The 15219-nt window shown below is 45.1% G+C and carries 11 protein-coding genes; 4 read left to right on the top strand and 7 right to left on the bottom strand.

What is annotated here, in order from left to right:
• Nucleotides 1-405 precede the first annotated feature (405 nt).
• Together KT99_RS03160 and KT99_RS03155 are read left to right on the top strand one after the other, a co-directional pair.
• Nucleotides 406-639 carry a ribbon-helix-helix domain-containing protein gene (locus tag KT99_RS03160; protein WP_005496957.1) on the top strand — a complete coding sequence of 78 codons (234 nt, stop codon included), beginning with the start codon at nucleotides 406-408 and terminating at the stop codon, nucleotides 637-639.
• A complete protein-coding gene (locus KT99_RS03155; RefSeq protein WP_005496955.1) occupies nucleotides 626-889 on the top strand; it encodes a type II toxin-antitoxin system RelE family toxin in 264 nt (87 codons plus the stop codon). Before KT99_RS03160 ends, KT99_RS03155 begins: the two co-directional genes overlap by 14 nt.
• 801 nt (nucleotides 890-1690) lie before the next feature.
• Here KT99_RS03155 and KT99_RS03150 read toward each other — a convergent pair.
• Both KT99_RS03150 and KT99_RS03145 read right to left on the bottom strand, forming a co-directional pair.
• Nucleotides 1691-3847 (bottom strand): S46 family peptidase, encoded by a 2157-nt coding sequence (locus KT99_RS03150; protein WP_005496954.1) that lies wholly within the window; start codon nucleotides 3845-3847, stop codon nucleotides 1691-1693.
• Nucleotides 3848-4114: 267 nt separating this feature from the next.
• On the bottom strand, nucleotides 4115-5314 hold the full coding sequence (locus KT99_RS03145; protein ID WP_040571549.1) for an aromatic amino acid transport family protein: 1200 nt from the start codon (nucleotides 5312-5314) through the stop codon (nucleotides 4115-4117).
• 509 nt (nucleotides 5315-5823) lie between these two features.
• Here KT99_RS03145 and KT99_RS03140 point away from each other — a divergent pair.
• Entirely contained in the window at nucleotides 5824-6390 is a 567-nt protein-coding gene (locus KT99_RS03140; protein ID WP_005496950.1) for a TMEM165/GDT1 family protein, read from the top strand.
• Nucleotides 6391-6458: 68 nt separating this feature from the next.
• Here the strand turns inward: KT99_RS03140 and katB are convergent, their stop codons facing one another.
• The 5 genes from katB to KT99_RS03115 all read right to left on the bottom strand — a co-directional run bounded on the left by katB (nucleotide 6459) and on the right by KT99_RS03115 (nucleotide 13442).
• On the bottom strand, nucleotides 6459-7925 hold the full coding sequence (katB, locus tag KT99_RS03135; RefSeq protein ID WP_005496948.1) for a catalase KatB: 1467 nt from the start codon (nucleotides 7923-7925) through the stop codon (nucleotides 6459-6461).
• 647 nt (nucleotides 7926-8572) lie between these two features.
• Entirely contained in the window at nucleotides 8573-8821 is a 249-nt protein-coding gene (locus KT99_RS03130; RefSeq protein ID WP_005496945.1) for a YgjV family protein, read from the bottom strand.
• A 72-nt stretch (nucleotides 8822-8893) separates the two neighbouring features.
• The gene (locus tag KT99_RS03125) at nucleotides 8894-9331 is read right to left on the bottom strand and encodes a PaaI family thioesterase (RefSeq protein ID WP_040571548.1); all 438 of its coding nucleotides are present in this window, start codon (nucleotides 9329-9331) and stop codon (nucleotides 8894-8896) included.
• 313 nt (nucleotides 9332-9644) lie between these two features.
• Nucleotides 9645-12305: an extracellular exonuclease ExeM gene (exeM, locus tag KT99_RS03120; protein WP_005496940.1), complete on the bottom strand. Its 2661-nt coding sequence runs from the start codon at nucleotides 12303-12305 to the stop codon at nucleotides 9645-9647.
• Between the two features lie 471 nt (nucleotides 12306-12776).
• Nucleotides 12777-13442, bottom strand: coding sequence for a helix-turn-helix transcriptional regulator (locus tag KT99_RS03115; RefSeq protein WP_005496938.1), 666 nt, complete (start codon nucleotides 13440-13442; stop codon nucleotides 12777-12779).
• Nucleotides 13443-13989: 547 nt separating this feature from the next.
• Here KT99_RS03115 and serA point away from each other — a divergent pair.
• Nucleotides 13990-15219 carry a phosphoglycerate dehydrogenase gene (serA, locus tag KT99_RS03110; protein ID WP_005496933.1) on the top strand — a complete coding sequence of 410 codons (1230 nt, stop codon included), beginning with the start codon at nucleotides 13990-13992 and terminating at the stop codon, nucleotides 15217-15219.

Raw genomic sequence — 15219 nt, 5'->3', positions numbered from 1 at the left:
CGTTGGCTATGCCAACTCACCTTTAACGCCTCATATGATGTTCTTGTTCATCAGATCGCACTCTCAATGAGTAGGAAGGCTAGCGGCTTCCTTCAGACCAACCCTCACGGATAAGCCCTTGCCATTCGCTAGTAGTTAACGTTTAATAACAGCATGTTATTGAACGGTGACCTTCTTACAGAGGACTCTCACCTCATTAGTTCATGCCCATGCCGGGCGCACGCAAGGCGTTTAAACTAAACTAAACTAAACTAAAACAGTAGGTTAGGTTTAACTTCGCTTCGCTGCACATATAACCCACTATTTTAGTCCGCTTAATGCGGCGTTAGTTTGCTCCTCGGTGCTCTGTGACATCATAACGTTATAGTGCTATAATGTTGTTATTGAATCAATGGGGCTATTACCATGAGTAACTTATCTAAACGTTCGACTGTATATTTTGAACCTGACATACATCAAGCTTTAAAAATGCGCGCAGCGTCTGCGCACCTATCAGTTTCTGAGCTAATCGATGAAGCTGTTCGATTATTAATGCGTGAAGACCAAGAAGATTTGGCTGCGGTATCAGAAAGAGCCAACGAGCCAGAGATATCTTATGAAGATTTGCTAAACGATTTGAAGTCACATGGCAAAATATAAAATCACTTTTAAAAAGTCTGTAGCTAATGATTTACGAGTTATACCGAAAAGCGATATACAAAAGATTTTAAGTAAAATTGATTCTTTATCTGAGAATCCGCGCGGTGAAGGCTGTATAAAGTTATCAGCCAAAGAAAGCTATAGAGTTCGACAAGGTTTATATCGCATAATATATGAGATAAAAGATGGTCTTCTTGTTGTGAATGTCGTTAAAGTAGCCCACAGATCACATGTTTATAAGAGCAACTAATCGGGTAGCTGGAGGTATCTAGCCTCCAGCCCCACACCTCCCTGCATGCGGCTCCGCACACGACTGAATGGACTCAGGAACTTGTTGCCGAGGGCGGTTAATTTAGAACGCCTGGATAAAGGGGTTGAAGCGAATTAGGGATTGCGAATATACTAAGATACTTTTTCTAATCAATGTCAGGCTTATTCGACTCAATGATCTAAAACGTTTTTGTTCAAAGTGAGTTATTAGCCAAAAAACTAAAATCGAAGAGATAAACACTCAGGTGTAAACGCGGCTGTGACCTTCGACATCAGGGCGAGGTTTCACAGCGTGAAACTATCCGAGCGAGAGATAGGGATGTCGAACTGGCTCTTAAACATGGAAGTTGTTTGATGTCGTAGAGCCCACAGGGCCAATTTTGTTCCATACAAAATTTAGCATTGCCTCCATCCTTGGAGGTCAGATGTGCTTGAATGATATCCTATCTAAAGGCCAGTTCGGCATCCATGCCTCTCGTTCATAAGCACATGCCTATGCCATATTCACCATGTCACAGAACCTTCTCAAAGTAAGAGCGCACATTCCTCGCCGGACAGGCGTTAGATAACAATGCAATATTGGTATGCAGAATACTACCAAGTACTAAAACAGCCCAATGAACCCAACTCATAAAGATATTTTCAATTTGTTATCTGACAAATAAAAAAGCGGTCATCTAAGTGACCGCTTAACTTCAACATTTAACTCTCGATTCGAAGTGAGCACCTAGGTTCAAATTCCTAGGACCTAGGACCTAGGAACTCGTAGCTATTCACTAATTTAGTAAACGATCTCCATCTCGGCTAACAAGTTATCTGCATTATCCAGATACTTCATCACCCAGAGCATGTAACGACTATCGACCTGGATAGAACGGTTAGTCTCAGGATCGTAACCCCAATCACCGATAATACTCTCGTAAACACCATCGAATAACAGGCCCACAAGCTCGGCACGACCGTTTAAGGTCGGTGAACCTGAGTTACCACCAGTGGTATCTAGCGTCGACAGGAAGTTAACCGGCACAGAGTCGATAGACTTCATGTAGAAATCACCGTACTGCTTCTGCTTGATGAGTTCCAGCTGCTTAGATGGCGCACCGAATGGATTCGCGCCAGTGTCTTTCGCTAAAATACCTTCCAGACGCGTAAACGGCACAGCCTTCAAACCATCTTGAGGTGAGTAACCTTTCACATGGCCCACGGTCACGCGCAGGCTTGAGTTTGCATCGGCGTAAACCGGCTTACCCAGCTCGGTGTTGTAAGCGATAATGGCGTCCATATACTGAGGGCGCACCTTCATCAGCTTACCCGCCAGCTCCTTATCCTTCTTCTCGGTTTTCATGTCTGTGTCATACATGGCCACGGCAAACTGAATGAAAGGATCGTTCGAGGCGTTAAAGTCGGCAACCGACTTGTCTAACCAAGCCAGGCGCGTATCCATGTCGCCTAGTGTCGTCTTGGCATACATCTTATCCAGAGTCTTAGACAGCTTCTTCTCATCGAGCTTCTTGCCGATGCCAAATACCTTGTCCAGAGCCGCGATACGCTCACTACTCGGTAGTACGGCGTAGCGCTTAAGCATGTCAAACAACATTGCCTTATCGACACTGGCTGCATAACGACGATCGATACGCTCCATGCTCGACTTGAAACGGATCATGTCACGTTGCTGATAGCCAGGCTCACGCGCCATGTCATCCAGCTGTTTCTCATTTGCTAAGCGATACAACTTACGCGCCGTTGGCACCATAGTGGTGTAGCGAATATAGCCTAAGATAATATCTCTAGCTTGATTCTCTTGACCTTCGGCGATCAGCTTATCTAGCTCAGCCAGCGTCTTACCGTATTTTGCCTTACGCTTGCTATCTTTATTGATCCAGCTAGCCAGTTCAGACTCACGACCCTTACGATCATCGAGCATGGGAGACTTGCCATAAAATTCGATCATAGAGGTGAAATTCTTAGCATAGTTTGCCAGACCGGCGATCAGGCTTTCATACTTGATACGCTCATCACTGCCCTCGAGTGCTGTCTCCTTGATGATCTCGATGAAACGCTCACGCAACATCTTACCTTCAGGGTAGGCCCACTCGAACTGATTCTCGACTTCATTGGCCGTGCGGTAACGGTTAGTGCGGCCAGGGTAACCTGCCACCATAACGAAATCGCCATCACTCACGCCTTTAGCCGAAACCTTCAGGAAACTTTTTGGCTCATAAGGGACATTGTCTTTGCTGAAATCCGCAGGCTTACCGTCTTTAGACACATAGCCACGGTAGAAAGAGAAATCCCCCGTATGACGTGGCCACATCCAGTTATCGATATCGCCGCCATACTTGCCTACACTGGCTGCTGGGTTATACACCAGACGCACATCGCGGATCTCTAGTTGCTTAACCAGATAATATTCCAAACCACCATGGAAACTGTATACCTGGCAACGATAGCCATCCTCGGCCTCACAGTCGGCAACTAATGACTTTTCTCTCTGCTCAATGCCCTGATAGTAGGCGTTGCCAAGCTTGTTCTCTAAGCCTTTCTTAACCTTATCGGTCACATCTGTCACGGCTTCGGTCACATAGATACGTGAACCCGGTGTAGCCTCTAGCTCTTCTCCATAAGACTTGGCCAGGAAGCCATCTTTAAGCAGGTTCTTCTCCGGCGTCGAGTTATATTGAATCGAACCATAGGCACAATGATGGTTAGTGACCACCAGCCCCTTTGGTGAGACGAATGATGCCGTACAACCGCCTAGGCTAATGACGGCATTCATTGGAAATTCGGTTAATTTAGAGATAGATTCCACATCAATCTCTAATCCCTTAGCCTTTAATTCATCAGCCATTGCGGGCAGTTGGTATGGTTGCCACATACCTTCGTCGGCCTGTGCGCCAAAAGTGGCGGCGACAGCGACGGTGAGAAGCCATGTCTTCATTTTGTTAAGTCCATTTTTTAATTATTAGTGATAATTCTTATTCTGTTTTACTTGTGCTTGTTTATGTAGCATATAGCCATCTTGCTAAAACTCAGGCAATAAAAAAGCCGAGCCAAATATTACTATTCGGACCCGACTTTATCATATGCCACCGCCATTAAGACAGGCTTTGACTTATCCCCTTACTATTTCAAGTAAAACTCAACGCTATTTAAAAGGAAAAACTTAACTTAGCTTGCCATCAGCTTGGGCTTATAGCCCAACAACTTATAGTGCAACCAGTAACTGAGCGGTAATAATTACAGCGCCTAATACACCTGCAACACCCAGAGCCGCACTACCACCAGCGACCTGATAGCCTCCCAGATTCTGTTTACGCTGCTTCAGTGCCATGGCAATCGGCAGGAAGATGATCATGATCACCAAAGGAATAGCAGCAAAACCCAGCACCTGTATGAAACCCTCTGGATAATAAAGCGCACACAGCAGTGGCGGAATAAAGGTGATAAGCCAGGTCTTAGCCCGGCCCGCAATATCATCTCTAGCTCGTGTCAACTCAGCCACATAGTCAAACAGACTCATGGTCACACCCAGGAAGGAAGTGATCAGCGCCAAGTTAGCGAAGATATCGATACATTGCTTCAAAATCTCTGAATTTGCCAGACCTTGTAAAGCCATCACCAACACGGGTAATGATCCCTCGAAGCCATATACCCTGTCGCCGCCTAAGGTACCTAAAGTCACCATCAGCCAGAGCATATAGCTGACGAGCGGTATGGTGGAACCAATAATCAAAATTTTACGTAACGATACGGCATCGCCATCTAAGTAGCGCACTATGGTCGCGATACACACATGGAAACCAAACGAGGTGAATACGATAGGAATAGCTGCCAACCATAAGTTGTTCAATTCGCTGCCAGAAACAAGCTCACTACCTGTGCTGGTTAGCAGCGCAGACATATCCACGTCAGGGAGTAAGAAGGCCACCACGATCACTAAGAGTACCACCATGGATGTAAAGAGGACGCGGGAAACCTTATCGATCCATTTGACCCCAACGGCTATCAAGCCGCCGAAGATGACAGTGAATAACAACACAGCCACCTGATTATTCATGGTGATACCCAGAGGCTCGAAGCGAGTCTCGAGCAGAGACGAGCCGCCCATCAGATATACCATAGTCAAGGCAAACAGTAGGCTCATAAATGAGGCCCCCTGAATTAACTGACCGACTTTGCCTAAAATCTTGCCGGTAATGGCATGGACGTTATCACCGACTCTAGTGCGTAAGTTGATCTCTAACATCAGCAGAGATGTATAGATGGAGATCCCCCAGATCACAACGAGCAAGAGAAACGCAGGTAATGTACCCAAAGAAGCAGTCGCTAAAGGTAGGGCTAACATACCACCACCGATTGCAGTTCCCGCAACGATAGCGATGGAGCCGAGCATTTTTAAATTCACAAAATTGTCCTGTTAGATATATTTTTATTCTACATTTTTGGTAGTTCAGATTTAGAACAACTTTGAAGGAGAGCTCTTTCTCTAAAATGACTGCTAGGGACATTAACAGCTACAAACCTAGTGAGCAAGCCATCTATAACAGCTGTAAACAAGTTTGAACACTGGCTCAGTAAGTTTCCAACAAGGGGGAAACACTTACGTTACCTGAGATTTTTTCACTCAATATAATCATCAATTCTAGCACTCAGAGATTGCCACTCGACCCTCAAAATGTATAATGCTCGCCTCTACTTCAGGGGAGTAGCGAGCAATCTTTGTTGTCTGAATCGATTTACTTCGAGGCAAAGATTGAGTGAGTGTCAACATACTTGGCCACAACGCCATGGTGCTCACAACAATATGACGTGATGACTCATATTGTTTTGCAAGACCTGAGTGCAGTGACCGCCCATAAAAAAGGGGGGCCGGTTTTCTGTACTCAGATTGTTGCCCCCCTATAAGGAAGTCTCTTGGAAGCACTACTCGCCTCAACCTTCACGGTTGCTATCGCCGAAATCGGTGACAAAACTCAGCTGTTAGCCCTCATACTCGCCGCCAGATTTAGCCACATAAAGGGCAGTAAAACGGCAATTATTCTCGGTATTTTTCTGTCGACTCTGCTCAACCACTTTGGCGCCGCCTGGCTAGGTAATTGGGCCGTTGGCTTGATTAGCCCGGAACTGGCCCGCTACTTAGTCGCCGCTTCATTTTTTTCTATCGCTCTGTGGGTATTGATCCCCGACAAGGTCGATTGTGAAGAGAGTCGTTTCTACAAGATGGGGCCTTTCATTGCCACTTTCATTCTGTTTTTTATCGCCGAGATGGGCGACAAGACTCAAATTGCCACTGTGGTATTAGCGGCGAAATATGATGCTCTAGCTATAGTCGTCATGGGCACCACCTTAGGCATGCTTATCGCTAACGTCCCTGTGGTCATAGCCGGCAACTTCAGCGCAGAAAAATTACCCCTGACCCTGATCCATCGAGGATGCGCCGTATTGTTTGCACTACTCGGTGTAGCGACACTATTGTTTTAACAAGAAAAGTAAAAAGGCTCTAGTTCCTAGGAACTAGAGCCTTACCTTTTATCTATTAGCTTTTTTTATTACAAGCCCAACGTCTGCTTGATACGCTTACCGTAATCTGCATCCGCCTTGGTAAAATGCTCGACCATGGTCTGCTGCACATCCAGCGTCGTCTGACTCAAGCTACCACAGATAGTGGTGATCAACCTGGCCTTCTCATCTTCAGGGAAAATACGGTACAGGTTGCCAGCCTGAGCAAAGTCATCCTGATTATAACGGCTGTATCTATCGGCTTCACCATCGAGACGCAGTGCTGGCTCGGCAAAAGTACTCGGCTCGACTAACGCAGACTCTGTGCTGTTCGGCCCGTAGTTTGGACTCGCATCTCCACCGGTTTGGCTGCCGTTATAGGGACATTGAGTTCCCGCCATGGCACCGGCGCGTTGGTGGTGATTTGCCTTAGTAGCGTGCGGGCAATTCACCGGCAGCTGATTATAGTTAGTGCCTATTCTGTATCTTTGTGCATCAGCATAAGCAAACAAGCGAGCCTGCAACATCTTATCCGGTGATGCACCCACACCCGGTACTAAGTTACTCGGGGCTAATGCGACCTGCTCTACTTCGGCGAAGTAGTTCTCAGGCATGCGATTAAGCTCAAGTTCACCAATCTCAATCAGTGGATAATCGGCGTGTGGCCATACCTTAGTCAGATCGAATGGATTGATATGATAGGTGTTGGCATCGGCTTCTGGCATAATTTGCACCTTAACCGCCCAACGAGGGAAGTTACCGTCAGCAATTGCCGCGACCATGTCGCGTTGAGATGAGTCAGGATCAATCCCTTTAAGAATATCGGCCTGCTCTGGGGTCAAATTCGCTATGCCTTGCTTAGTCTTGAAATGGAACTTAACCCAGAAACGCTCGCCTTTATCATTCCACAGCGAATAGGTATGTGAACCATAGCCATTCATCTGACGATAGTTAGCCGGAATGCCGCGATCCGACATCAAGATTGTCACCTGATGCAGGGCTTCGGGATTCAATGCCCAAAAATCCCACATGGCTTGTGGATCTTTCAAATTAGTCTGCGGATTACGCTTCTGAGTATGAATAAAGTCCGGAAACTTGATGCCATCACGCAAGAAAAAAGTCGGGGTATTATTGCCCACTATGTCGTGATTACCACGGGCCGTATAGAAACGTAAACCGAAACCACGAGGATCGCGCTCAGCATCGGCCGATCCCATCTCGCCGCCCACGGTCGAGAAACGAATAAAGGTTTCAGTTTGTTTGCCGACACCATTGAAGTGATCGGCAATAGTATAATCGCTCATGTCTTTGGTCAGGGTAAAAGTACCGTAAACACCCGTGCCTTTGGCATGCACTATACGCTCAGGAATACGCTCTCGGTTAAAATGAGCAAGTTTTTCTAACAGATGAAAGTCTTGTAATAGTACCGGGCCGCGCTCACCTGCCGTCATTGAATTTTGATCGTCCGCAACAGGCGCGCCATTTTGGCTGGTTAAGTAGTTAGCTTCTTTAGTCATATTATTCTCCAATGCTTGTTATTCATTAATTTTCTAATTCAGTCGTACTGGTCGATTAGTTCAACCAGTCTTCGATAACATCAAATATTGTGGCCATAGTTATTGATCCATTTCGCTTTCGTTAAGCCGCTTAGCTCTAGAAACCTTCACATAAACCCTGTCGATGAATAAATATTAGTTCAAAAATGAAATGAATAAAAACGATTAAAATAGATTAACCTAATTCACTTTAAAGATTAGAGATATGAGAGATAACTCACAGATACCGACAAAGAAAGACATTATCACTATTGGAGGTTACGCCTTTTATTGGTATTAATGCTGATGTAAATCAACAAAATACACATAAATAGTTAAGCTCTAGTGAAAGGTGGTCTCGTAGAGAGATATGTTGAACAAGGTGATAAAACCAGAGGGTAAACGCTGGAGGGTGAACACTATTGCCATTAAAAACAGCAGGTTGAAATCAGCCATTTGGAAACAGATAGTTAAAACCAGAAAACGATAGATTTCATTAGAGATAATGAACATCTGTAATAAAACAAGAGCCAGCTAACGTCTGCAGTTAACTGGCTCCAATTATTCAGCGCAAGGCTTCTAATTAGCTCAGAGCTGTCTATTCAACTCAGCGAAGGCTAGAGGCTAGCTCAAGGCTGTTGGTTAATCGACTTTTCGGCTTTATAAATTTTGACTATATAATAAGCATCGATCAATACAATAAAGAAGTTGACCAAAGCCACAGGTATGGCATCGATGGCCAAACCATAAGCGACAAAAAGGCCAGCACCGATCAGGTTCCACCAGCGTAACTTTTTAATATTCGACATCATCAGCGAAATGGCTACCACCACTGAGGCTAAGTAGCCGACCCACTCCCAAATTGTTGCACTATCCATTTTACCTATTCCCCACAGCTAACAATCGATTCAAACCTAGATAACAAGTTTAGTGCATTAAAGCCTGTATCACTAACGCTTAACCACGGCTGCTGTCATGCGTGAGATGCAGCAAAGATCACCGCCGCTGTTATGGATAAGTATCTCCCATACTGAGCTTCGCTTACCTAAATGCACCGGCTTTGCCGTCGCAGTCAAGGTGCCATTTCTAGATGCTTTAAGATGATTGGCATTGATCTCTTGGCCGACACAGTAGTAATTCTCAAAATCTACGGCGAAGTTTGCCGCATAACTGGCAACCGTTTCCGCCAATGCCACATTGGCTCCGCCGTGGACGATTCCCAGTGGATTATGAACCTCAGGAGAGGCAGGCATAGTCGCCACCATATAATCATCCCCAATTTCGGTGATCTTGATGCCCATAGTTTGCATCAAGGTGCCCTTGCCATGCATGCCCGCATCCATTTTAGCGCAATCTTCCAGGCTCACCGGTCTAAACCAAATACTCATCACTACATCCATTCTTCTGATAATTAAGCCACAGTCTACTGGCTAGCGCTGTAAGTTTAAACAGATAAGAGGAGTAAAAAGCTAAGGCTGGCCTAGCTGTCATACCATTTCTATAGGTTAGATAGTGTAAAACCCTACAACTGAACGCAATGAAAATAGAGAAAAGAGACTCCCCCCATATAAAACCGACAAATACTGATAAATTGCTGGTATAGCACCAAATAGAACAAGAATGACTAGGATATGGCCAAGAAAAAAACCGCCTTTAATGAATTAAAGGCGGTTTATGATTAACAATGAGTCATCTCAATAATTAGTGTTTACGACGACGTAAACCAAGTAATGAAAGCATTGCCAAGCCTAAATATCCTAAAGAACCACCATCATCTTTCTTAGGTTCAGGAGTTGGTTCAGGTGTTGGAACTGGAGTCGGCGCTGGATAGCTTAACGCGACAATTACAGGGTCGTGATCTGAAGAGCTAAAGACATTCTCAGACTTAACCAAGTCACCCGTGTACTTGTTCGGATATTCAAACAAGCTGGATTCAACCGAGTTGATATGCCAGTCCTGAATATCGACCAGTCTAGCTGCAACGCTTGCGTTGCCTAAGGCATGGTCAAGGTTACCCAACTCACCGCCATAGCTATAACTGTAGGTTTCCGCCCCATGAGCCTGAGTATTGAGGTTGATAAGGCCGAAACCTTTCTCAATCACACTCCCCTCTTGCTCATAGACTTCGCCATTAATCGTAGTCCATGATGCGGTAACAACGTCGCGTGTCGACGTCGCGGCATCATAATCGGTTAACACGCGAACCGGATCTTCCATACCGTAGGCATTTAAATCACCAATAACCAGGATATCACCCTCGATATCTTTGATAGCTTCACCGATAACCTTGGCCGCAGATACACGGAACTCATTACACTTGCCTTGCAGATCGGCTGGATCTTTACTCTCAGAGAATTCCAACCAATCTTCCAGACAACCAGAACCTTTAGACTTAAGATGGTTAACGACAATAGTTAACTTCTCGTCATGGATCTGGAATGTCTGCGCCAGACTGTGTCGCTGATACTTGTCATAACCAGGGCTAATTTCAACATCGTCACCTTCTCCGCGGGTCGCGACCCCTTCGGCGGCGTGCTGCTCAGGTGTAGCAATAATGAATGCATCACCTGTTGGCTTCACCTTGTTAGGGCGGTAAAGAATACCGACGGCGATTGCATCACTACCGATAAACTGACCCTTGTACTTATCGGCATCGGCTGCTTCGATAAATTGATATGCATCGATGGCTGGCAGTTCTGCGTTAATCGAATTCAACAGATACTGAATTGAACTGGACTCGCTAAAGCCATTATTTTCAATTTCCATCAAACCAACGATATCCGCATTCATCTCTATGAGTGCATTAACAATTTTAGTACGCTGCAGCAGGTATTCATCAAGGGTGTGAGCACCACGGCCACAACCTCGGCTCGCATCGGCATCGGCCTGATCTGCACAGGTTGGGTTCAGTGGGCCACCAATTTCGCTGTCACTGGTAAACAGATTCAACACGTTAAAGCTGGCAACACGAATATCACCTTTAGTCGCTATCTCAGCCGTACCGACTCTGTCATTTTCGCGGATGAAGTCACCGGCGACAATCTCATTGGTCGCATATAAGCGATAGGCGTTATAGCTGTAGTTAACCATGCCTTCTATATTGTTGAGCTGATCGCCAATACGCATATAGCCGGTTTCAGCATTGAAGGTAGGGAAATAAGCAATATGCCCATTAGGTGCAGAGAGACCAGTTTCAATAACCAACTTATTCTTAGAGTTAGCCAGCGCTAATGCCGCCGCCTCTTCAGAACCTGCAGGGTGAACCTGAGTAGCCTTAAACAGAGGTGCCTTGTGAGACAGTGACATGGTATTTCCATGTCCATCATACCCATATGGGCTGGTGACTTTCATATCACTGCCGGAGTCGAGTTTAATCTTCATCCCTTCATGACGCTCTAATGCATCGGCTAAGGTTTCGCCATCATTGATAACAAGAGCTATCACAGCTGGAAGCTCTGCATCTCCGGTAATAACCAGTTTTTCAGGGTTACCGACGATTTCAGTCTGCTTATAGTTTTCTTTAACTTTACCTTCTAAACAAACTAGCTTACCCGGTACGATTTCTGCTGGTGCTACTGCGCCTAATGAAACAAAGATACCATCGGAAGTTGCAGTCGAACCATCACCGACTACCTCTTGAATAAAGAAGCCTTTCTTTTTATCCAAGCGAGCCGTCACCACACCTTTAACCAGTACGGCATCGGCAGAAAGAAAAGGATATGAAGACGATGTCAGAGGACTATATTGGCCATCACCCTGAATATCATAAATCGCGGTAATATCACCAATACAGGCATATGGCTCAACGGGCTCAACTTCACCACCGACAAAAATGCCGCTACGAGTACCTAAACCATTAAAAGTATCCTTGGCAAGTTCGCTCCACTGCGCCGCATCAAACACGGTTTTAGCCGCAGTCACATCGTCATTACGTTGAAATGTCTTATCGTATCCCCAGCCATTTGGCGTAGGAATAGTACCGATAACATCGACAATAGCACCGTCTTTCAAGAGGGCAACTGCGTCACCACCATTGAATTGAAGATTACCAGTCATCGAATCGACATTCGCGCCCAAAGTGATAGTGGCACTTGGGTGAGTAATGACCTTAACAGATTTGGAAGCGATCGACTGACCATCTAAGGCCACCAGGTCTAATGATGTTTCCGCACCATCTTTGAAGCGTACTAGCTTATAACCGTCCAGATCGACGGATATATCACCCGTATTGTACAGCTCGATAGCCTTATTATAACTGCCGCCTTCGACGTATTCACTAATAATTATATCGGCGCTCGCCATCATAGGCAGAGCCGCGGCGATCGCCAGTGCAAGCATTGACAGTTTTTTAACATTATCCATTCATTCAACCCCATTTTTATAATATTGCCGTTAACTTCTATTAACGTACCTAGGGATTCTTACAGAATTGGATGATAAAAAAAAGATATCTAAATCACATTAACGACTTATAAACACTTGTAAAACAAAGAAAAAATAAAGTGGATTTAACGAAAATAAGAACAAATGGCTCAAGATGGGTGTTAAGCATGTCAAAATCAAATGCTTAATCAAGAACAGGCATTAAAACCAAGGCCGAACACCAACTTATCAAGCTGTGACAATTTTTTACAAAATCTGCATAAAAGCCTCTAGGATAGAATGAAATTTATACAAGCCTAGTTAATTACTCTTAACATCTGGGTTTTGCAGGCATAAAAAAACGGCCATTGAGACCGTTTTAGCTTTTCCGTTAGTGACTATCTCTCAAAATATCTCTCAGCAATCAGCCATCTTTAGCTGAGCCTCAATAAATAATAGCTTATTAACTTACTAAGAACATAACTCGAAGTGACTCTGGTAGGTTTGCGCCCATCTTAATAACTCCACACGATTACGTGATTGTGTCTTCCTGAAAATAGAGGAGATATGTGCCTTCACCGTGTGTTCACTGATACAGAGTCGATGAGCGATCTCTTTATTTCTAGCACCACTGGATACGATCTGAATGATGGTGCGCTCTCTTTTCGTCAACATCTGCAGCATGGCTGCGTTATCTTGCGAATAATCCTTGGTGCGGTCTAAACGACTTACCAATTGACGGAACATCTTACTGATCAGAGCCCTGTCATACCAAAGCTCATCGGCCACCATCTTTCTTAAACCGGTCAACAAAAGATCCATACGCTGATCGGCATAGAGCAAACCACGAATCCCCAATAACAAGGCAGATTCTGGCTCAAGTTTCTCACGATTAACCTGATAGAGTGCGACGGGTACATGGGACACTAGGCGAGATGCCAATAACGGTATTCCTTTACTATCTAAGGCGGCTCCCTCCTGTTCTATCAAATAGAAGCAGTTATTGTCTCTCTCAGGCTCTAGCTCAGATACCTGCTTCACAATACGTGTCTTTAGCCCTATAGACTCGGCCAAAATAGCCAGGTGGCATGGTGCCGCGACTTGATGCAAGAACACCAACTCATAAATCTTACTCATTCACTTCTCTCCCTGAAAAGTTTACTTGCTCTCTGTAAGGGTATGGTCAATCTTCCCTATCAACCAGAATGATTACTATTTTGAATAGTGTTAGTAGATTCGAATAAATTCAACTGTAACACCATAGTAAAAAAGTATTAACTAAATGTAAACATGATGAAAAGTCTGTTTTTATCAACTTTAGTTATTAAAATCTTATATAGTTAGACTTTTAAAGCATAAAAAACCAGTAGACTTCATATAAGATAAAATAATTCACTAGTTAGCCGTTAAATTTAGCCAGCTGTGAATCATGAAACCTAGCAAGTGTAATTAGGCACATTATCGCCCCCACCAACGCCATGCCCATATCCGACTGGGTATCCCAAATAAGCTGTTTATTCAAAATAAAAACCTCATATACGGATAAACTCTATTGTTTTGATATAAAAATAATAACTTTAGCCATCCAGCCCTCCACTGTGCATAAAAAAATGCTACTTTGGTCGGACAATTGACTGTTTACACAAATAACATAATACCCATAACCGAAGAAGGTACTCAAATCATGGCGAAACATTCGCTGGACAAGGATAAGATCAAGATCCTGCTGTTGGAAGGCGTCCACCAATCTGCGGTTGATGTATTTAAGCGTGCAGGCTACAACAATATCGAATACCACAAAGCATCTCTCGGGGAAGAGGCCTTAGCCACAGCGATTAAAGATGCTCATTTTGTTGGCCTTCGCTCCCGCACCCAGATCACCGCAGCAGTGTTAAGCCAAGCCGAGAAACTTGTCGGTATCGGGTGTTTCTGTATTGGGACTAACCAAGTTAACTTAAATGTTGCTGAAAAACTGGGTGTCCCGGTTTTCAATGCGCCATTTTCAAATACTCGAAGTGTTGCCGAGTTAGTGCTTGGCGAAATTATTATGTTATTTCGTGGTATTCCACAGCGTAATGCCATGGCGCACAGAGGCCGATGGCTTAAGAGTGCCGTAGGCAGTTTCGAAGCCCGCGGTAAGACCTTAGGTGTGATTGGCTATGGTCATATTGGTACTCAACTCGGTATCTTGGCCGAGACGCTCGGTATGCGCGTGATTTTCTTCGATATTGAAGATAAGTTACCACTGGGTAATGCCCAGCAAATTCACTCGATGCAAGAATTAATGTCTGTCGCTGATGTAGTCAGCCTGCACGTACCTGAGACACCGCAGACCAAAGAGATGATAGGTGAAGCCGAGATTGCTTATATGAAGCAAGGTAGCATTTTAATCAACGCCTCTCGCGGCACCGTTGTCGACATTGACGCTCTCGCATCGGCCATCCGCAGTGAAAAACTCGCGGGCGCTGCTATCGATGTGTTCCCGGTTGAGCCTAAGTCTAACAATGACGAGTTCTTCAGCCCGTTACGCGGCATGGATAACGTCATCCTGACACCGCATGTGGGTGGCAGCACTCAGGAAGCCCAGGAAAATATCGGCATCGAAGTGGCAGGCAAGCTAGCGAAGTACTCAGATAATGGCTCAACCATGACTGCGGTCAACTTCCCGGAAGTGTCTCTGGCTCAGCATAAAGACACTTCTCGCTTACTGCATATCCACCACAACCGTCCCGGTATACTGATCAAGATTAACCAAGCGTTTGCAGAGAAAGGCATCAACATCGCCGCCCAGTACCTACAGACCACGGCTGAAATTGGTTATGTGGTGATGGAGGTCGATTCGAATCAAGCCGAAGAGGCACTAGAGCAGCTGAAGGCCATCGAAGGCACAATCAGAACTCGCTTACTGCACTAA

Origin of the sequence: Shewanella benthica KT99, from assembly GCF_000172075.1 — a bacterium.
Classification (GTDB): Bacteria; Pseudomonadota; Gammaproteobacteria; order Enterobacterales; family Shewanellaceae; genus Shewanella; species Shewanella benthica_A.
Note: the sequence above shows the minus strand (reverse complement) of the source record. Positions and strands in the feature narration are given on the sequence as shown.

Excerpts from the sequence above, each read along its gene's own strand:
- KT99_RS03160 (WP_005496957.1), top strand. The coding sequence starts at position 406 with ATGAGTAACTTATCTAAACGTTCGACTGTATATTTTGAACCTGACATA.
- KT99_RS03155 (WP_005496955.1), top strand. The coding sequence starts at position 626 with ATGGCAAAATATAAAATCACTTTTAAAAAGTCTGTAGCTAATGATTTA.
- KT99_RS03150 (WP_005496954.1), bottom strand. The coding sequence starts at position 3,847 with ATGAAGACATGGCTTCTCACCGTCGCTGTCGCCGCCACTTTTGGCGCA.
- katB (WP_005496948.1), bottom strand. The coding sequence starts at position 7,925 with ATGACTAAAGAAGCTAACTACTTAACCAGCCAAAATGGCGCGCCTGTT.
- KT99_RS03130 (WP_005496945.1), bottom strand. The coding sequence starts at position 8,821 with ATGGATAGTGCAACAATTTGGGAGTGGGTCGGCTACTTAGCCTCAGTG.
- KT99_RS03125 (WP_040571548.1), bottom strand. The coding sequence starts at position 9,331 with ATGAGTATTTGGTTTAGACCGGTGAGCCTGGAAGATTGCGCTAAAATG.
- exeM (WP_005496940.1), bottom strand. The coding sequence starts at position 12,305 with ATGGATAATGTTAAAAAACTGTCAATGCTTGCACTGGCGATCGCCGCG.
- KT99_RS03115 (WP_005496938.1), bottom strand. The coding sequence starts at position 13,442 with ATGAGTAAGATTTATGAGTTGGTGTTCTTGCATCAAGTCGCGGCACCA.
- serA (WP_005496933.1), top strand. The coding sequence starts at position 13,990 with ATGGCGAAACATTCGCTGGACAAGGATAAGATCAAGATCCTGCTGTTG.